Annotated in this window: 14 protein-coding genes, 4 tRNA genes and 3 pseudogenes; 13 read left to right on the top strand and 8 right to left on the bottom strand. The window is 64.5% G+C overall.

What is annotated here, in order from left to right:
• The first annotated feature begins 63 nt into the window (after positions 1–63).
• The 7 genes and pseudogenes from uvrC to ybaL all read left to right on the top strand — a co-directional run bounded on the left by uvrC (position 64) and on the right by ybaL (position 7055).
• Complete coding sequence (uvrC, locus tag OMK73_RS20865) at positions 64–2217, top strand: excinuclease ABC subunit UvrC (protein ID WP_420715666.1); 2154 nt, start codon at positions 64–66, stop codon at positions 2215–2217.
• Between the two features lie 103 nt (positions 2218–2320).
• Positions 2321–2923, top strand: a complete 603-nt coding sequence (gene pgsA, locus OMK73_RS20860; protein ID WP_267603771.1) for a CDP-diacylglycerol--glycerol-3-phosphate 3-phosphatidyltransferase — start codon at positions 2321–2323, stop codon at positions 2921–2923.
• A gap of 167 nt (positions 2924–3090) precedes the next feature.
• Positions 3091–3166: transfer RNA gene (locus tag OMK73_RS20855), tRNA-Gly, on the top strand.
• 70 nt (positions 3167–3236) lie between these two features.
• Positions 3237–3312 (top strand) — tRNA-Gly (locus OMK73_RS20850).
• A gap of 104 nt (positions 3313–3416) precedes the next feature.
• Positions 3417–3490: transfer RNA gene (locus OMK73_RS20845), tRNA-Cys, on the top strand.
• 409 nt (positions 3491–3899) lie between these two features.
• Positions 3900–5439 (top strand): annotated as a pseudogene (locus OMK73_RS38390) (methyl-accepting chemotaxis protein).
• Between the two features lie 378 nt (positions 5440–5817).
• Positions 5818–7055, top strand: a pseudogene (gene ybaL / locus OMK73_RS20825) (YbaL family putative K(+) efflux transporter).
• Positions 7056–7082: 27 nt separating this feature from the next.
• Here ybaL and OMK73_RS20820 read toward each other — a convergent pair.
• Positions 7083–7988 carry a LysR family transcriptional regulator gene (locus OMK73_RS20820; RefSeq protein WP_267603769.1) on the bottom strand — a complete coding sequence of 302 codons (906 nt, stop codon included), beginning with the start codon at positions 7986–7988 and terminating at the stop codon, positions 7083–7085.
• Between the two features lie 231 nt (positions 7989–8219).
• Between OMK73_RS20820 and OMK73_RS20815 the strand changes: the two genes are divergently transcribed.
• On the top strand, positions 8220–9215 hold the full coding sequence (locus OMK73_RS20815) for a YeiH family protein (RefSeq protein ID WP_420715665.1): 996 nt from the start codon (positions 8220–8222) through the stop codon (positions 9213–9215).
• Between the two features lie 29 nt (positions 9216–9244).
• Here the strand turns inward: OMK73_RS20815 and OMK73_RS20810 are convergent.
• Positions 9245–9331: transfer RNA gene (locus OMK73_RS20810), tRNA-Leu, on the bottom strand.
• A gap of 208 nt (positions 9332–9539) precedes the next feature.
• On the opposite strand from OMK73_RS20810, the gene OMK73_RS20805 reads away from it, so the two are divergent.
• From OMK73_RS20805 to OMK73_RS20795, 3 genes are all read left to right on the top strand, one after another.
• Positions 9540–9875: a hypothetical protein gene (locus OMK73_RS20805; protein WP_267603768.1), complete on the top strand. Its 336-nt coding sequence runs from the start codon at positions 9540–9542 to the stop codon at positions 9873–9875.
• 281 nt (positions 9876–10156) lie between these two features.
• On the top strand, positions 10157–10414 hold the full coding sequence (locus OMK73_RS20800; RefSeq protein ID WP_006158643.1) for a hypothetical protein: 258 nt from the start codon (positions 10157–10159) through the stop codon (positions 10412–10414).
• 209 nt (positions 10415–10623) lie between these two features.
• Positions 10624–11016, top strand: coding sequence for a heme-binding protein (locus tag OMK73_RS20795; RefSeq protein WP_267603767.1), 393 nt, complete (start codon positions 10624–10626; stop codon positions 11014–11016).
• A gap of 239 nt (positions 11017–11255) precedes the next feature.
• On the opposite strand, the gene OMK73_RS39325 is transcribed toward OMK73_RS20795, so the two are convergent.
• The 5 genes from OMK73_RS39325 to OMK73_RS20775 all read right to left on the bottom strand — a co-directional run bounded on the left by OMK73_RS39325 (position 11256) and on the right by OMK73_RS20775 (position 13663).
• Positions 11256–11450 carry a hemin uptake protein HemP gene (locus OMK73_RS39325; RefSeq protein ID WP_420715554.1) on the bottom strand — a complete coding sequence of 65 codons (195 nt, stop codon included), beginning with the start codon at positions 11448–11450 and terminating at the stop codon, positions 11256–11258.
• The gene (locus OMK73_RS39320; protein WP_420715553.1) at positions 11447–11587 is read right to left on the bottom strand and encodes a hypothetical protein; all 141 of its coding nucleotides are present in this window, start codon (positions 11585–11587) and stop codon (positions 11447–11449) included. Before OMK73_RS39320 ends, OMK73_RS39325 begins: the two co-directional genes overlap by 4 nt.
• A gap of 207 nt (positions 11588–11794) precedes the next feature.
• Entirely contained in the window at positions 11795–12208 is a 414-nt protein-coding gene (locus OMK73_RS20785) for an ExbD/TolR family protein (RefSeq protein ID WP_267603766.1), read from the bottom strand.
• 30 nt (positions 12209–12238) lie between these two features.
• Positions 12239–12976: a MotA/TolQ/ExbB proton channel family protein gene (locus OMK73_RS20780; protein ID WP_267603765.1), complete on the bottom strand. Its 738-nt coding sequence runs from the start codon at positions 12974–12976 to the stop codon at positions 12239–12241.
• Between the two features lie 30 nt (positions 12977–13006).
• The gene (locus OMK73_RS20775) at positions 13007–13663 is read right to left on the bottom strand and encodes an energy transducer TonB (RefSeq protein ID WP_267603764.1); all 657 of its coding nucleotides are present in this window, start codon (positions 13661–13663) and stop codon (positions 13007–13009) included.
• Positions 13664–14103: 440 nt separating this feature from the next.
• Here OMK73_RS20775 and OMK73_RS20770 point away from each other — a divergent pair.
• Together OMK73_RS20770 and OMK73_RS39315 are read left to right on the top strand one after the other, a co-directional pair.
• Positions 14104–16082 (top strand): annotated as a pseudogene (locus tag OMK73_RS20770) (AAA family ATPase); the annotation flags it as partial.
• A gap of 141 nt (positions 16083–16223) precedes the next feature.
• A complete protein-coding gene (locus OMK73_RS39315) occupies positions 16224–16403 on the top strand; it encodes a hypothetical protein (RefSeq protein ID WP_420715697.1) in 180 nt (59 codons plus the stop codon).
• 23 nt (positions 16404–16426) lie between these two features.
• Here the strand turns inward: OMK73_RS39315 and murI are convergent, their stop codons facing one another.
• The gene (gene murI, locus OMK73_RS20765; protein ID WP_267603763.1) at positions 16427–17239 is read right to left on the bottom strand and encodes a glutamate racemase; all 813 of its coding nucleotides are present in this window, start codon (positions 17237–17239) and stop codon (positions 16427–16429) included.
• Positions 17240–17264: the final 25 nt, after the last annotated feature.

Here is a 17264-nt window from a genome sequence, read left to right as displayed (position 1 = left end):
TGTTGCGCCATGGCCCTGCCGGTCATGCGCGCCGCGTGCCATCCCACGGTCAATTCGCTCCCGATGTCCCAGCAGGAACCTGAAACCCACGATCAGGGCGCGTCCGCCGCCGCCCAGCCGGAAGGACTGTCCGAGCAGCCGGCCGAGGCGTCCTTGGCGACCCCTTGCGCGGCACCTCCCGAGCCAGTGCCGGAGGCGCCGTTCGACGCCAAGGCCGTGATTGCGCAATTGCCCGGGCTGCCCGGGGTCTACCGCTACTTCGACGCGCAGGGCAATGTCCTCTATGTGGGCAAGGCGCGCGACCTGAAGAAGCGCGTCTCGAGCTACTTCAACAAGACGCTGCTGTCGCCGCGCATTGCCATGATGGTGGCCAAGATCGTGCGCATCGATACCACCGTGGTGCGCACCGAGGCCGAGGCGCTGCTGCTGGAGAACAACCTGATCAAGGCGCTGGCGCCGCGCTACAACATCCTGTTCCGCGACGACAAGTCGTATCCGTTCGTCAAGCTGACCAGCCATCGCTTCCCGCGCATGGCCTATTACCGCGGCGCCACCGATCGCAAGCATCAGTACTTCGGGCCGTTCCCCAGCGCAGGCGCCGTGCGCGAAAGCATGCAGATCCTGCAGCGCGTGTTCCAGCTGCGCACCTGCGAGGACACCGTCTTCACCAACCGCACGCGGCCATGCCTGCTGCACCAGATCCACCGCTGCACCGGGCCTTGCGTGGGCGCCATCAGCGAGGCGGATTACGCGCGCGACGTCAGCAATGCGGCGCGCTTCCTGCAAGGCCGTCAGAACGAGGTGCTCGACGGCTTGCAGGCGAAAATGGAAGAGCACGCCGGGCGGCTGGAGTTCGAGCAGGCGGCGGCGGTGCGCGACCAGATCGGCGCGCTGTCCACCGTGCTCAAGCGGCAGGCCGTGGAGGAGGTCGGGCAGTCCAGCGACATCGACGTGCTTGCGGTGGCGGTGGAGGGTGGCCGTGCGTGCGTCAACCTGGCGATGGTGCGCGGCGGGCGCCATCTTGGCGACAAGGCTTACTTCCCGGCGCACGCCGAGGAAGGCGCGATGATTGTCGAGCACCAGGACGAGGATGTCGGCGCCAGCGCGGTGATCGAGCCGGGCGAGGCGGGTGGCGAAGGCGCGGCAGTGCCCGGCGGCCCGGCCGGCATACCGGTCGAGCGGATCGCCGCGCAGGTGTTGTCCGCCTTCATGGCGCAGCACTATCTGGACCAGGCCGTGCCGCCGATCCTGGTGGTGAGCCACGTGCCGCCGGACAAGGCCCTGCTGGAGGCGCTGTCGATGCAGGCCGGGCGCAAGGTCACGCTGGTGCGCCAGCCACAAGGGCAACGCCGCTCCTGGCTTGAGATGGCCCAGAAGGGCGCGGAGCTGGCGTTGTCGCGGCGCCTGGCGGAGCAGGGCAGCCAGCAGGCCCGCACGCGGGCGCTGGCCGATACGATCGGCATCGACATGGAAGACCTGGCGTCGCTGCGGGCCGAATGCTTCGACATCAGCCACACGGCTGGCGAGGCCACGCAGGCGTCCTGCGTGGTCTTCCACCATCACGAGATGCAGAACGCGGAATACCGCCGCTACAACATCCAGGACATCACGCCTGGCGACGACTACGCCGCCATGCGCCAGGTGCTGACCCGCCGCTACCAGAAGCTGGTGGAGATGCTGGAGCAGGCGCAGGAACCCGGCCCCGAGGGCGGCGGGCAAGGCGGCGAGGCGGGTGCGTCCAGTGCAGTCAGTGCATCCAGCGCGCTGACGCTGGTCCCGAACGTGGTGCTGATCGACGGTGGCAAGGGCCAGGTGGAGGTCGCGCGCCAGGTGTTCGAGGAGCTTGGCCTCGATATCGGCCTGTTGGTCGGCGTGGCCAAGGGCGAGGGCCGCAAGGTCGGGCTGGAGACGCTGATCTTCGCCGATGGCCGTCCTTCGCTCGAGCTGGGGCAGGGCAGTGCGGCCTTGATGCTGGTGGCCCAGATCCGCGACGAGGCGCACCGCTTTGCCATCACCGGCATGCGCGCGCGCCGCGCCAAGGTGCGCAATACCTCGCGGCTGGAGGAGATCGAGGGCGTCGGCGCCCGCCGCCGGCAGAAGCTGCTCACGCGCTTTGGCGGCCTGCGCGGGGTGGTCGCGGCCAGCATCGATGAGCTGGCCAGCGTCGATGGCATCTCGCACGCGCTGGCCGAGGAAATCTATCGGCAGCTGCATTGATCCGGCCAAATCCGACACCCATGTGGCAGGAAATGCTCGGCCATCGTTGAAATAGGCGACAATCTCGGCGTTGCCCATTGCTGTTGCCTCGTTCCGAGCCCCCATGCCGCTGAATATACCGATCCTGCTGACCTGGCTCCGTGTCGCCATGATTCCCCTCGTGGTGGGCGTGTTCTACCTGCCCGAAGCATGGCTGCCGATGCATGCCAAAAACATGACGGCAGCCGGTTTCTTCATCGTGGCCGCGGTCACGGACTGGCTGGATGGCTTCCTGGCCAGGCGCTGGAACCAGACGTCTTCCTTCGGCGCGTTCCTCGATCCGGTGGCCGACAAGCTGATGGTGGCGGCAGCGCTGCTGTCGCTGCTGGCGCTGGGCCGGGTGGCCGACCTGATCGCGCTGGTCATCATCGGCCGGGAGATCACCATCTCCGCGCTGCGCGAGTGGATGGCGCAGATCGGGGCTTCGAAGAGCGTCGCGGTGAATTTCCTCGGCAAGCTCAAGACCACCTTCCAGATGATCGCGATCCCTTTGCTGCTCTTCAACGACAGCCTGCTCGGCATCGTCGATGCTTCCGTGCTCGGCGCGTGGCTGATCTATGTGGCGGCAGTGCTGACCCTGTGGTCGATGTTCTATTACATGAAGCTGGCGTGGCCGCAGATTCGCGAACGCAGTGGGCTGAGTGGCGAGGCCACCGCACAAAAGTGATGATCCGATGAAAAATATGCTTGACGACCACGCCGCTGATTTGCAATAATCCTGTTCTCGCTTCTGACGAAACAAGCCGAACGAAGCGAAAAGCAGCAAGAACGTAGCGTGAAGTGAGTGGTATCAGCACAGAAACTGCGTTTTAAGTAGGAAGTTAGCAGGATCCTGCGGGAGTAGCTCAGTTGGTAGAGCGCAACCTTGCCAAGGTTGAGGTCGCGAGTTCGAGCCTCGTCTCCCGCTCCAGGTTTCGGTTAGATGTGGAAGCCCACGGTGTTTGTCGTGTGGTTCCAGATTGGCACGCAGAGTAGTCAATGCGGGAGTAGCTCAGTTGGTAGAGCGCAACCTTGCCAAGGTTGAGGTCGCGAGTTCGAGCCTCGTCTCCCGCTCCAATCCCAAAGGGAAGCACCGCTTCCCTTTTTGTTTGTGATGGTAATGCGCAAGCGCAGCCCGGCAGGGTCTGGCGAATGCGGTTACAATCCAGCAGCCGTCACCCGGCGGGGTGGCAGAGTGGTCATGCAGCGGCCTGCAAAGCCGTGTACGCCGGTTCGATTCCGACCCCCGCCTCCAAGATTGTCAAGCACAGAGCGCTACCCTCACCGGTGGCGCTTTTTGCTTTCTGGCGATCCGATCACGGACGTCATCCGCTGCGGCGATTCACCTTCCCTCTTCGAGTTTCCGCCTGATCAGGCATCTCGTTCCCTCTCTTTGTCTATTATCCTCTTCGATTTATAGGATTACTCCTAAGATCATCGCTTATTTTCGTTTTATTTCATGATTCTGCTTCAGCTATTCCGGCGGCTGCCGTAAAGGCGGAGGTGAGAGTCGTTCAAAAGACGGCCCGCCGGATCCCGAGATTGTTGCAACGCGCTTCGAAAGCAGGTTGCCTGGCCCCGTTCCCGTTGCCCACGGGGAGGCATGTCATCGTCCACCTTTCCTGGAGAATCGGTGTCGCCCTCGCGCGCACTGATCATGTGCCATGAACATTACTCAACGCCTGTTGGCCACCTTGTCGCTGGCCTTGCTTGCCATGCTTGCCGTCGGAGTCGGCGGCCTCTGGCAGCTCCGCGAGTCGCAGGAGTGCTTTACCTACTTCAATGACAACACGCTCGCCAGCGTGCGCACGCTGAGCGACCTGCGCGATACCGTCAGCACCATGCGCGTGTCGCTCTACCGCTATGCCTTGTCGCCGGAGGCAAGCAGCCGCGCGCAAGCCGTGGCGGCTCTGGCGAAGGCGGACGAGGCCTTCGATAGCGCGGTCGCCAACTACGAGCGCAGCGATCTTTCCGACGAGACCGACCGCAAGCTGCTGGAGGTGGACCGCGCCGCGGTGAAGCAATATCGCGCGGAGCGGAGCGCTTCCTGGAACGGTTCGCCGCCAGCGACGACGAAGGCGCGCGGGGCATGCTGACGGGGGCTCGCTCTTTGCCGCGACCAAGCGCGCTGCGCACGGCCATCAACGAGCACGTCGCGTACAACGCGGGTCTGGGCGAGCAGGTGGTGACGAGCAATGGCAAGGCGTACGGACTGGCCTTGACGGTCTTCTCGGCGATCATTGCCTGCGCCTTCCTTGTCACCGGTGCGCTGGGCTATTCGCTCTACCGCCGCATCCACAACAGCCTGGCCGAGATCGAGCAGACCCTGCGCTATGTGAGCGAGTCGCTGGACCTCGATCGCCGCGCTTCGGTGCACCACGAGGATGAGATCGGGCGCACGGCGGTTGCCTTCAACCAGTTGATCGAGCGTGTGGCGTCGGCACTGCGTGCAGTCCGCTTGGCGACCGATTCGGTGAGTACGGCCGCCCATCAGATTGCGGCGGGCAACGAGGACCTGTCCACGCGCACCGAGCAGCAGGCGGCATCGCTGGAGCTGCCGCCAGCATGGAGGAGTTGACCGCGACCGTGCGCCAGAATGCCGACAATGCGCGCCAGGCCAGCGGCCTGGCGGACAATGCCGCCGAGGTGGCGGAGTACGGCAGCACGGCCGTGCAGCAGATGGTGGAAACCATGGGTGCAATCAGCAGCAGTTCCACCCGCATCGCTGAAATCACCACGCTGATCGAAGGCATCGCCTTCCAGACCAATATCCTCGCGCTCAATGCGGCGGTCGAAGCCGCTCGCGCCGGCGAGCAGGGCCGTGGCTTTGCGGTCGTGGCCGGCGAGGTGCGCAGCCTGGCCCAGCGTTCGTCCAGCGCGGCGAAGGAAATCAAGGACTTGATCGACACCTCGGTCGGCACGATTCGCCAGGGTTCGGCGCAGGCCGAGGATGCGGGCAAGACCATGAGCGAGATTCGCCAGGCAGTGCGGCGCGTGTCCGACATCATCGGGGAGATTGCCGCGGCCTCGCGCGAGCAGAGCACCGGGATCGAGCAGGTCAACCAGGCCGTCGGGCAGATGGACCGGGTCACGCAGCAGAACGCGGCGTTGGTGGAGCAGGCGGCAGCGGCTGCGCACTCGCTGGAGGAACAGTCCCACACGCTGCGCGATACCGTGGCGACGTTCCATCTGGCTGGGCGATAGGACTGCAGGCGGCAGGGTGGTAGGGGGCGGCAGAGAGTTTCTACGGTGATGGAGGGTACATCCTGCCCCGATTCCGCGCTTTGCCATTGTGGTGATCGTGTTACATTCCATGGTGTAGTCTTCACGGGGCGTTCAGGGGATATCCGACCTGAACAGCGTGCCATCGTCGTCCGCTTGGACCCATGCCGCGCTTTTCGCCCCCGGGCTGCTGTAAAACTCCCGTTCCCGTTTTCCCTCAATCAGTGCGGTACCTCTCGGCCTGCGCCCGGCGTTCAACGCCGTAACGCAGCCCAGAGGTCGCTTTGTGGTCCTGCCGCTGGGGGCGGGCGGGGCATCCAGTCACCGCCGCCATGGCCAAGCACGAGGAACCCAGAACGCATGCATCACGCTACCCCGCTCATCAGCACCATCGTCGGCGGTCTCGTCCTGGCGTTTATATTGGGCGCGCTGGCCAACCGGCTAAAGCTTCCGCCTCTGATCGGATACTTGTGCGCGGGCATCGTGGTCGGCCCGTATACGCCGGGCTACACTGCGGATCAGGCGCTGGCGCCGGAGCTGGCGGAGCTTGGCGTGATTCTGCTGATGTTCGGGGTTGGCTTGCATTTCTCGCTCAAGGACCTGATGGCGGTGAAAACGATCGCCATTCCGGGTGCGGTGGTGCAGATCGGCATTGCCACTTTGCTCGGGATGGGCGCGGCCTGGGGCTTTGGCTGGGAATGGGGGCAGGCCTGGTCTTCGGGCTGGCGCTTTCCGTGGCGAGTACCGTGGTGTTGCTCAAGGCTTTGCAGGAGCGCGAGCTGGTGGAGTCGCCGCAGGGCCGGATCGCGGTGGGCTGGCTGATCGTGGAGGACCTGGCCATGGTGCTGACGCTGGTGCTGCTGCCGGCGCTGGCCGGCCTGCTCACGCCGTCCGCAGACGCCACGGCTTCAGGCGCGGCCGCACCGGAGTCAGGTGACATCGTGTTCGCCGTGTTCGCTACCCTGGGCAAGGTGGCCGCCTTCGTCGCGGTGATGCTGGTAATCGGCCGTCGCTTTATTCCCTGGATGCTGGAGCGCATCGTCTGGACCGGGAGCCGCGAACTGTTCCGTCTGGCGGTGCTGGCAACGGCGCTTGGCGTGGCCTTTGGCGCGTACTCGCTGTTCGGCGTGTCGTTTGCGCTAGGTGCATTCTTTGCCGGCATGGTGCTGGCGGAATCGGAGTTCAGTCACCGCGCGGCAGAAGAGTCGCTGCCCCTGCGTGACGCGTTCGCGGTGCTGTTCTTTGTATCGGTCGGCATGCTGTTCAACCCCAAGGTGCTGATCAATGACCCTTGGGGCGTGCTGGCCACGCTGTTCATCATCGTGGTGGGCAAATCGCTCGCCGCGCTTTGCATCGTTCGGGTGTTCGGGCATTCCACCCGTACCGGCATGACCATTGCGGTCAGCCTGGCCCAGATCGGCGAGTTCTCCTTTATCCTCGCGGGCCTCGGCGTCTACCTGAAGATCCTCCCCGAGCGGGGCCACGCCCTGATCCTGGCCGGCGCGCTGCTGTCCATCGTGCTCAACCCGCTGCTGTTCCACCTGCTCGATCGCTATACCGCCAAGCAGGAAGGCGAAGCGGATCCCCAGCCCGCCTGATCGTGGGCATGCCGCGGATTGTGCGGCTCACTGGCTGGTTGCCGCGGCATCGCGGCGGAGATACTCCGTAAAGGCCAGCAGGCCCTGCGTAGGGTATTTGTCCTGGTGGACCACGAGATGCAGCGGCCTCACCACGTCGGGCAGGCCGTCGCGCAGCGCCACCAGGGTGCCGTGCCGCAATTCGTCTTCCACCACCTGCAGCGACAGGCAGCTCACCCCGTAGCCGCTCATCACGGCGCGCTTGATCGCTTCGGAGTTGCCCAGCTCCAGCGCGAAGCGCAACTCGCCCAGCATTGGTGCCAGCCGCTGCTCGATGATCTCGCGCGTGCCCGAGCCGGGTTCGCGCACGACCCAGTCGGCGTCGCGCAAGGCGGCCAGATTGCCAGGGTAGCTTGCGAGCGGGTGTGACGGGCTGACCACCACCACCATCACATCGTCCCGCCAGTGGGCGCTGCGCAGGTCGCGCTCGTGGCATGTGCCCTCGATCAACCCGATATCTGCCTCGAAATGCAGCAGCGCCTGCAGGACCTCGCGCGTATTGCCGATGCGCATGTCGAGCGCGCAGGGCCCGCTCTGCGCATGTCGAAAGCCCGCGAGCAGGCCCGGCAGGATATAGCTGCCGATGGTGTTGCTGGCGGCAATGCGCAGTTGTACCCCGGGTTGCACGGTGAAGCGCTCGAGTTCCTGTGCCTGGTCCAGCAGCGACAGCGCACGCGGGAAAAACAGCCGGCCGGTCTCATTGATGCTCAGGCGGCGCGCGACCCGGTCAAAGAGTGCGCCGCCCAGTGCGGCCTCCAGATCCGCCAGCGCGGCGCTGACCGCGGATTGCGACATGGCCAGCGCATCGGCCGCAGCCACGGTGCTGCCGTGCTGCGCCACCGCGACGAAAACGGAGAGCTGGCGAAGGGTCAGGCGAAGCGGGCGATGGTTCATATCTGCAAAACAGGTAACATATAGCGATATTACCTGTTTTACAGATTTAGGCCAGCTAAGTACGCTTCGGACATACTCAATATGCGCCCCGAAGCCCTCCGGCGTTACGGGCAGGACCCCCGCCATGTCTTCCACTCCTTCGTCCGCAGTTGCCAATCTCGGCGCCGAACCCCCTCGTGGCCGACCCGGATCCTGACGCTGGTGCCGCTGGGTTTCATCGCCTGGCTGGCCATGGTGTTCTCGGCACACCCGGCGGTCTCCCACCTCGGCATGAGCGCGCTGACGCTGGCCATGTTCGCCGGCATGGTGGCGGGCAACACGCTCCCGCAACGCTGGCTCACCCCGCTTGCGCCGGGCATGCAGCTGGCGCGCCAGCAACTGTTGCGCCTCGGCGTGGCGCTGTATGGCCTGCGCCTCACCTTTGGCGCTATCGCCGACCTGGGCCTGGCAGGCGTGCTGGTGCCGCTGGCCATGCTGGTGTCGACCATGCTGCTGGGGATCTGGATCGGTTCTTCGCTGCTGGGGCTGAGCCGCCGGGAAGCCATCCTCGTCAGCGCGGGCAGCGCGGTATGTGGCGCCGCGGCAGCCATCGCGGTGGCTTCGGTAGTGCGCACCGACGACCGCCAGACGGCCGTGGCCGTGGCTACGGTGGTGCTATTCGGCACGGCCGGCATGCTGCTGTATCCCTATCTGTTCGAGCTGGCCACGCAGCACTGGCACCTGGCCATCAGCGAGCGCACGTTTGGCATCTACACCGGCGCCACGCTGCACGAAGTGGCACAGGTCATCGCATCGGGCAAGATGGTCAGCGATGCCACCGCGGATGCCGCCGTGGTGACCAAGATGGTGCGCGTGCTGGCGCTGGGCCCCCTGTTGCTGGTGCTGGCGCTGTTGCCGAAGGCCGGCATCGGGCTCGAGGAAGAGGGCAAAGGCGCGAAGGCGGCAGGCGGGCGTCCTTGGGGCGCTATCCTGAAGGCGATTCCGTGGTTCGCGGTGGGGTTTGTGGCGGTGATGGCCGTGCATTCCGCGGGACTCGTGCCCCAGGACTGGAAGCCTGCCCTGCTTGACTTCGATAACTGGCTGCTTGCCTGCGCGATGCTGGCAATTGGCTTGCACACCCGCATTGGCACCTTGCTGCGCGCCGGGCGCAAGCCCCTGGTTCTGGCCGGTCTGTTGTTTGTGTTCCTGGTGTGCGGTGGCGCGCTGTTGTGCGCGGCGGTGGCCTGAGCACGCGAAGCCGAGGGAAGGGTGGATGCTGGTGCGGCCGACGGGGGTCGAACCCGTAAGCCCGTAAAGGCGGCAGATTTTAAGTCTGCTGAGTCTACCAATTTCTCCACGGCCGCACGGCAAGCCCGATATTGTGGTCGGTTGGGCGCGGTGATGCAAGCTCCGCGCGGGATTTGCGCCGCAGGCAGCCAAGTGGGCGGGGGCAGCGTGTTTATGTGTCGATTGTTACTCCTGGTAACAATGTAACGTTCTCGGTTTCACCTGCTTTTTTTCAAGAACCTACAATACCTTGTATCGAATATCGCATTGCAAGAGGCAAGGATCATGAAACGTTGGGGGCTCGCAGGACTCGCTTTGCTTGGGGCGCTGGCATCCGGTGCGGCAATGGCCCATGTGAGCGTTGGCGTGGCGATTGGTGTGCCTGGCGTTGTTGTCGGCGGCCCGGCGTACTATCCGCCCCCAGCCTATATTGCCGCGCCGCCCGTGATCGTGGCGCCTGCTCCTGTCTACTATGGTCCGCCTCCGGTCTATTACGGTCCGGGCCCGGGCTACTACGGCCCGGGCTACTATGGCCCGCGTTACTACGGCCGCGGCTATTACGAGCGGGGCTACTACGGCCGGGGCCATTATGGCCCGGGACATGGACGCCACTGGCGATAAGCATGAACGACCTGCCTCGCGCAGGCTGGTGAAAAGCGGCCCTGCGGGGCCCTTTCGTTTTTCAGGTGCAGCCCTGGGAGACAAACTGTAGGCGGCAATCGGGACAAGGTTCCATAGTTATCAGCAGGTTCAAAAAATTTGAAGAGACAAGTCAAACCGGCGCTCATATCGTTATTAGGGTTTCCCCTATACTGCTGCTGTGACGCCGTGATGACAAGACTCCGCAATGCTTCATCATCCAGCGCCCTCCAGCACGACCTAATTCCCAAGAGGATCCGCCCATGAAGATCAAAAACAGCCTGGTGGCGATCGCAGCCCTGACCGCCCTCTCCGCACTCTCCGCCTCCGCCTTCGCAGCCGGTATTGCCAAGGCAGACCCTTACACCGATGGCGCCAAGATCGGCAAGGTCGATCCCTACACCGATGGCGCCAAGCTTGGCAAGGTTGACCCGTACACCGACGGCGCACGCAAGGTTGATCCGTTCACCGACGGCGCCAAGGTTGGCGATCGCCGCGACCAGTTCAGCGACGGAGCCTGAGTTTGCAGGACACAAGCCCGCAGCCCTGAGGGCTTCGGCAGTCCGCATCCAGCAACGCCGTGAATCATCGAAAGACCCGCGTCGAGCGGGTCTTTTGCTTTTGCGGGCAGGTGCCAGGACGGTGGTGGCATGGTCATGCCAAGGGCCGTGGCGCTATACTTCCGGCTCACTGAAATGATCTTCGAGGAGAGTGGTATGCAGCAAAAACCGTGCTGACGGCAGATGATGTGAAGAAGGTACTGGCCGCAGCCGAGCTGGAAGCCAAGAATCACCAATGGGCGGTTTCGATTGCCATCGTTGACGATGGTGGTCACCTGCTGGCACTGCAACGCCTGGATGGCGCCGCACCGATCTCGAGCTATATCGCCACCGAGAAGGCACGTACGTCGTCGCTGGGCCGTCGCGAGTCCAAGGTCTACGAAGACATGATCAACAACGGCCGTCACTCGTTCATGACCGCGCCGGTGTTGCAAGGCATGCTGGAGGGTGGTGTGCCTATCGTGGTCAATGACCAGGTAGTGGGTGCGGTTGGCGTGTCGGGCGTGAAGTCGACCGAAGACGCACAGATCGCGCGCGCGGGCATTGCCGCCCTGGGCGTCTGATACTCGTCTGCAAGCAGAGGCGGGCGTAGTGCCGACAGTGAGCGCGGCTCACTGTCCAGGCACCTCCTGCTTATTGCGGAACAAATTGCTGTTGCTCCCTGATGCCGAAGCCTGTCGAGGGGCATTAGCGCCGGGCTGCCGGTTCCGGTAGCCCTTCCTGCATCCATAGAAATCCGTACAGCGTTACATGGTTTCCCGCGGCATGGCTTGCGCTGGCGCGGGCGTACGCCTGTGCGCGGTTACTTCGTCAGGATCAGCTTGCCATAGCGCGTGATGCGCAGCGTGTAGACCTCGCCGTTATGCAGAATCGGCAGCAGGTTGGTGCCGCGCATCAACGAATCCAGGGGCACTGCATCGCCGGCGGGCGCCGCGGGAAGGCTATCGCGGACCAGGGCTTCGAGCCGGGCGGGCAGGGCAGCTACGGCAGATTTCATCGATTCGATAGCCGCGCTGGCGGGTTTTCGCGCCGCGCCTGCGCAGCCTTGTTGGAATTGACTTCGACCCGGCGCAGGGAAAGGCGGCGGCGGGTGACTTCATGCGGTTGCGACAGCGGCAGGGTCAGGGTGCTCATGGGTGGGCTCCGGTCCGGTGGTCTGTGGCGGCAACGCGGGACTGCGTGCTGTCACGACCGGGTTCAGTTGGTCCAATCTTAAATGAGAATTGTTATCATTACAATAGGGATCTTTAATCGCGCTAGCGGGCGACGCAAACAAAAAGGGCACTCCATGGAGTGCCCTTTTTGTCGATGTTCGCTGCCGGCCCGGAGGGCGCGGCGCGACTAGTGCTTGGGTTCCGTAATGAAACCGATCTTGCCCAATCCGCCGTGCTGCGCGGCTGCCATGACTTCTGCCACCCGCTCATAGCGCACGTCGCGATCGGCCCGCAGGTGCAGTTCGGGTTGCGGCTGCTGCTGCGCGGCCTGCGCGATGTTGGCCTCGAGCGTGGGCTCATCGATCTCGGCCTGGTTCCAGAAGACCTTGCCGCTGGCGTCGATCGACAGGTTGATATTCTGCGGCTTGGGATCGTTGGGCGTGTTGGTGGCACGCGGAAGGTCGATCTTGACCGCGTGGTTGATCACGGGGATGGTGATGATGAAGATGATCAGCAGCACCAGCATGACGTCGACCAGCGGCGTCATGTTGATTTCGCTCATTACTTCGTTTTCGTCCGAGTCGAGGGTGCCGAATGCCATGATGACTTCCTTATTGCCTTGCTTGCGGCCTTACTGATTCTTGACTGCGAGGCGCACATTGTTGTCATCAGCGGCGCGCGCACCGGCGCTGGTCGGGCGTACGCGGGCGCCGGTGACGAAGTAGGCGTGCAGGTCGTGGGCGAAGCGATTGAGCTTGGAGATCACGCCCTTGTTGCCGCGGGTCAGTGCGTTATAGCCGAGCACGGCGGGGATCGCAACGGCCAGGCCGAAAGCGGTCATGATCAGTGCCTCGCCCACCGGGCCTGCCACCTTGTCGATGGTTGGCACGCCGGAGGCGCCAATGTTGATCAGCGCGTGATAGATGCCCCACACGGTGCCGAACAGGCCAACGAACGGCGCCGTGGAACCGACGGAAGCCAGCACGGCCAGGCCCGATTGCATGCGTGCAACGGCCTCGTCGATGGCGCTCTTGAGCGAGCGGGTGATCCAGTCAGAGATGTCCATCACGTCGTGCAGTTGCGGCTGGCTGGCGCGATGGTGCTGCGCGGCTTCCTTGCCGGTCATGGCGAGCGTGCGGAACGGGTTGGCTTCGCTGCTGCCGAGGGTTTCGAGGGCGTGGTCGAAATCGTCGGAGTGCCAGAACTGCTTTTCAGCGCCATTCGCCATCTTCTTGAGCCGGAAGAGATCCCACGCCTTCGTGAGAATCACGATCCACGAAGCCAGCGACATGATGAGCAGAATGATGGCGGTGGTGCGCATGACGAAATCGCCTTGCGTCCAGAGGTGAGAAAGTCCGAGGTCCTGCATGTTGGGTTCCTGGTAAGGTCGGTATTGAAATCAGTTGAGTTCGAACCCGATCGGCTGCTGGGCGGTAACCGCCACGGCACGACCGTTGTCCAGATAGGGCTTGCAGCGCATGCGTTGCACCGCGTCCACGGCAGCCTGGTCCAGCCTGGAGGACCCGCTTGAGGTCACGACCGCGGTTTTGACTACCTTGCCGGTCTCGTCTGTAGTCAGACGCACCACGGCCTTGCCAGTTTCACCCATGCGGCGCGATTGCGACGGATAGGCAGGTTGCGGCGGGCTGCACTGGATCTCGCCGATGCCAACCGCGCGTGGCGCTGCCGATACAGCGGCGGGCGGCTCGGGGGCGGGCGCAGGCGGCGCCGGTGGTGCAGGCGGCGCGGGCGGCGCTTCCACGGCATTGGGCGTAGGCGGCAGCGATGCCACCGGCGTCGGCGTGGGGCGCGGTTGCGGCGGGGCAGGCTTTGGTGTGGTTACCTTCACCTGCTTGGGCGGGGCTTCCGGTTTTGGCTTGGGCGTCTCGACGGCGGGCTTTTGAGGCGGCTCGAGCGGGATGATGCGGGCGACGATTTCAGGGGAGATCACGGCCTCCGTGATCTTGCGCCCCAGCCCGCTCTGGATCAGGTAAAGCAGGCCGGCGTGGAACAGCAGGACGGCGAGCGTGATCTTGAAAAAACGTTGATCGAACATGAGAAAACAGCAGATGTCGGCGAATTGGCGCGGCGCCGGCTTTATTAGCGATAGGGCCTATTTGCGATAGAACAGGATCAGCGAGATGCCACAACCGACCAGCAAGCTAAGCAACAATTCCATGATAAACGCTCCTTCAACAGTGATGCCGGTGGGAGCGCCGCTCTCGAGGCAGCGTGTCAGGTGCCCAGTATAAACGATAATGATTCTTATTTGGTGGAATTTTGTGCAATGCATTGAATCGCTGCCGCGCAGCCGTCTTTATACGTCGATTTGGCGATGTCTTCCCGCGACTGAGACAAAATGCGCGCTCTCGCACGGCACAGGGTTGCCGGCAATGCCCGATCTGCCACAAAGCGCGCTAGCATAGGAAAAAGACGAGCCATTCGAGCATTTCGCCGCGCCGGCCACGGCGCTCCCCCGTGCGAGAGGACCAGGCCATGGACTTCACCCGTTTCGCCGAAGACGACCGCTCGACCCTCCTGCGCGCCGCTACCGGCGCGCCATGCACCTCCGCGCTTGACTGGATGTGCGCCCAGTTCGCCCTGCGGGTCGTGTGCTCGCTGGGGCCCAGGTTCAACCTGCGCAGCAATATTAACGACATCCTGACGGTCAGCGCCCAGGAAATGGTGTGGCCGTACGGCGTGGTGCTGCGCGTCCAGCGCTTCCTTGCCGCGCGCTGCGCCGATATGCCGGCCTGGAAGGGCGCCGCGCGCCTCACGCCCGAAGAATTCCTGGAGCGGCATGGGCAATGGAACAGCGCGTTCGATGAGAGCGCGCTGTTCTACTACCTGGATGAGTACGTCAAGCATCACGCCAAGGATATGTTTGCCGTGTTCGACGCGTCGGCGGCTGCGCTGGCAGCGCGTCTCGACGGCGAGCGCGTGCTGCTGGTACGCAACATCGACATGCTCAGCCATGTGCTGGACTTGCCCGAGCATGAGCGCAAGCTGCTGCTGTACGCGGCGCTCGCCAAATACAAGCGCGACCTGCGCGCGGTGATGGTGGATTGCAAGGTGGCGCACAGCCAGGAAGCCTTCCAGATCCTGGCCGGCTTGACCGGCGCGAGTCCGGCCGCCGTGGCGGCCTCGCTGCGGCCGGGCTCGCGCCTGGAGACGCTCAACCTGATCGAGCAGCCCCTGCCCGAGAACAGCGTGACCGATCTGGGCGACCTGATGCGCCTGTCGGATCGGCTGCTGCATGTCCTGCTTGGCAACTATGCGAACGAAGCCGAGATGATGGCGGTGTTCACGCGTCCGGCGGCGGCACCCACGCTTGGCACCGGCGACTATCCGCACGTCGAGACCGATGCGCGCTACCTGTCGGCGTTGCTGGCCAACGCCACGCAGCAGCATGCCTGCGGCGTCAATGTGCTGATCTACGGGCCGCCCGGTACCGGCAAGACCGAGTTCGCGCGGCTGCTGGCGCGTGAGGCCGGCTGCGAGCTGTACGAAGTGGACTGTCTGGACCGCGACGGCAACAGCTTGTCGGGCAAGGATCGCTATCGCTCGCTGCAGGTGTCGCAGGCGTTCCTGCGCGGCCGTCCGCGCACGGCCCTGCTGTTCGATGAAGTCGAGGATGTGTTCCCGGGCAGCGCGCGCGAGCTCACCAGCCTGTTCGGCCAGGAAGACCCGCGTGGCTCGGTGAACGGCAAGGCCTGGGTCAACCAGACGCTGGAACAGAACCCGGTGCCCGTGATCTGGATTTCCAACTCGATTCGCCAGATCGACCCCGCCTACCTGCGCCGATTCCAGTTTCACCTGGAGCTGAAGATCCCGCCGCCGCTGGTGCGCGAGAACATCATCCGCAAGCACCTGGGCGCGCTGGACGTGAGCGACGCCTTTATCGCGTCGCTGGCCGCGCGCAAGACGTTGACGCCGGCACAGGTGCAATCGGCCGCGCGCTTCGTGCAACTGGCGGGCCCGGGCGTGGCGGAGCCGGTGGAGGCGCTGATCGTGCGGCAGCTTGACCATGCCGACCGCGCCATGGGATTGCGCCCGGAAGTGGAGGGGCGCCCGGTGGTGACGCACTACCGGCTTGACTACCTCAACCTGGAAACGCGCTACGAAGTCGGCAAGATCGTGCAGGCGCTCAAGGCGCGGCAGCGCGGCACCTTATGCTTCTACGGGCCGCCGGGCACCGGCAAAACCGCGCTGGCCGAGCACATCGCGGCGGCGCTGGAGCAGCCGCTGATGATCCGGCGCGCCTCCGACCTGATGAGCAAGTACGTGGGGAAACCGAGCAGCAGATCGCCGCGATGTTCGCGCGCGCGGAGGAAGACGGCGCCATCCTGCTGCTCGACGAAGCCGACAGCTTCATGCAAAGCCGGCAGAACGCCGTGCGCAATTACGAGGTGTCCGAGGTCAACGAGATGCTGCAGGGCATGGAGCGCTTCAACGGCATCTTCGTCTGCACCACCAACCTGTTCGAGCGGATCGACGAGGCTGCGCTGCGCCGATTCTCGTTCAAGATCCGTTTCCTGCCGCTCAAGGCAGAGCAACGTATGGCGATGTTCATCGAGGAAGCGCTGGATGCCGATCCGCAGCGCATGGACGCTGCCATGCGCGACGAACTGGCGAAGATGGATTGCCTGACGCCGGGCGACTTTGCCACGGTCAAGCGTCAGTGCGTGCTGCTCGGCGAAACGCTGACGCCAGACGAATTCCTGGCGCAGTTGCGCCAGGAGCATGCCGTCAAGCCAGATGTGCGGCAGCACCGGCCGCTGGGGTTCCTGCAATAGCCGGAAGCGGGAATGCCGATGCCTCAGTCGAATGCCGGCGCCGGCTCGATCACCAGGGTTTGCGCGGGCGCATCCACATGCAGCAGCGCCGCGGCCATGGCGCGCAGGTGGGCGGCGTCCTTGGTCGAGGCGTAGCGGTCGTTGGGCACCGCATCGGCGCCGGCGGCCATGCCGTGCTCGGCCAGCTTGCGCCGCAGTTGCCGCGCAATGGCGTCGCCGGTATCGACCAGCGTGAGGCGGTCGCCGACCAGTTCACGCACGGTGCCGGAGAGGAAGGGGTAGTGGGTGCAACCAAGCACCAGCGTATCGGCGCCGGCCTCGAGCATGGGCGACAGGTAGGCGGTGAGTTTCTCGCGCACGGCCGGGCCGTCCACATCGCCTTGCTCGATCAACGGGACCAGCCCGACGCCAGCCTCGCAGAGGAAGTGGCTCTCGCCTTCCAGCGAGGCAAGCAGGCGGCCGAACTTTGCGCTCTTGAGCGTGTTGCCCGTGGCCAGCACGCCTACCACCTTGCTGCGGCTGGCGGCGGCGGCGGGTTTCAGGCCGGGCTCGACGCCGATGATCGGCAGCGCCAGGCGTTCACGCAGCGTGTGGATCGCATGCATGGTCGCGGTGTTGCAGGCGATCACCAGGGCCTTGCAGCCCTGCGCCACCAGCCATTCGCAGACCTGCAGCGTGCGCGCCTCGACAAAGTGCTCGGGCTTCTCGCCATAGGGCGCGTACTTCGAGTCGGCCACGTAGATCAACGATTCCTGCGGCAGCAGGGCACGGATCTCGCGCAATACGGACAGGCCGCCGAGGCCGGAATCGAAGATGCCGATGGGAGCGTTGTTCACAGGGAGGATCGAGGCAATCAAGAGG

It is taken from the genome of Cupriavidus sp. D39 (assembly GCF_026627925.1).
GTDB lineage: Bacteria > Pseudomonadota > Gammaproteobacteria > Burkholderiales > Burkholderiaceae > Cupriavidus > Cupriavidus ulmosensis.
The sequence above is the reverse complement of the archived record's forward strand: the minus strand, read 5'-3'. Positions and strand labels throughout refer to the sequence as shown.

Excerpts from the sequence above, each read along its gene's own strand:
- uvrC (WP_420715666.1), top strand. The coding sequence starts at position 64 with ATGTCCCAGCAGGAACCTGAAACCCACGATCAGGGCGCGTCCGCCGCC.
- pgsA (WP_267603771.1), top strand. The coding sequence starts at position 2,321 with ATGCCGCTGAATATACCGATCCTGCTGACCTGGCTCCGTGTCGCCATG.
- OMK73_RS20820 (WP_267603769.1), bottom strand. The coding sequence starts at position 7,988 with ATGAACCATCGCCCGCTTCGCCTGACCCTTCGCCAGCTCTCCGTTTTC.
- OMK73_RS20815 (WP_420715665.1), top strand. The coding sequence starts at position 8,220 with ATGGTGTTCTCGGCACACCCGGCGGTCTCCCACCTCGGCATGAGCGCG.
- OMK73_RS20805 (WP_267603768.1), top strand. The coding sequence starts at position 9,540 with ATGAAACGTTGGGGGCTCGCAGGACTCGCTTTGCTTGGGGCGCTGGCA.
- OMK73_RS20800 (WP_006158643.1), top strand. The coding sequence starts at position 10,157 with ATGAAGATCAAAAACAGCCTGGTGGCGATCGCAGCCCTGACCGCCCTC.
- OMK73_RS39325 (WP_420715554.1), bottom strand. The coding sequence starts at position 11,450 with ATGAAATCTGCCGTAGCTGCCCTGCCCGCCCGGCTCGAAGCCCTGGTC.
- OMK73_RS39320 (WP_420715553.1), bottom strand. The coding sequence starts at position 11,587 with ATGAGCACCCTGACCCTGCCGCTGTCGCAACCGCATGAAGTCACCCGC.
- OMK73_RS20785 (WP_267603766.1), bottom strand. The coding sequence starts at position 12,208 with ATGGCATTCGGCACCCTCGACTCGGACGAAAACGAAGTAATGAGCGAA.
- OMK73_RS20780 (WP_267603765.1), bottom strand. The coding sequence starts at position 12,976 with ATGCAGGACCTCGGACTTTCTCACCTCTGGACGCAAGGCGATTTCGTC.
- OMK73_RS20775 (WP_267603764.1), bottom strand. The coding sequence starts at position 13,663 with ATGTTCGATCAACGTTTTTTCAAGATCACGCTCGCCGTCCTGCTGTTC.
- OMK73_RS39315 (WP_420715697.1), top strand. The coding sequence starts at position 16,224 with ATGCGCGACGAACTGGCGAAGATGGATTGCCTGACGCCGGGCGACTTT.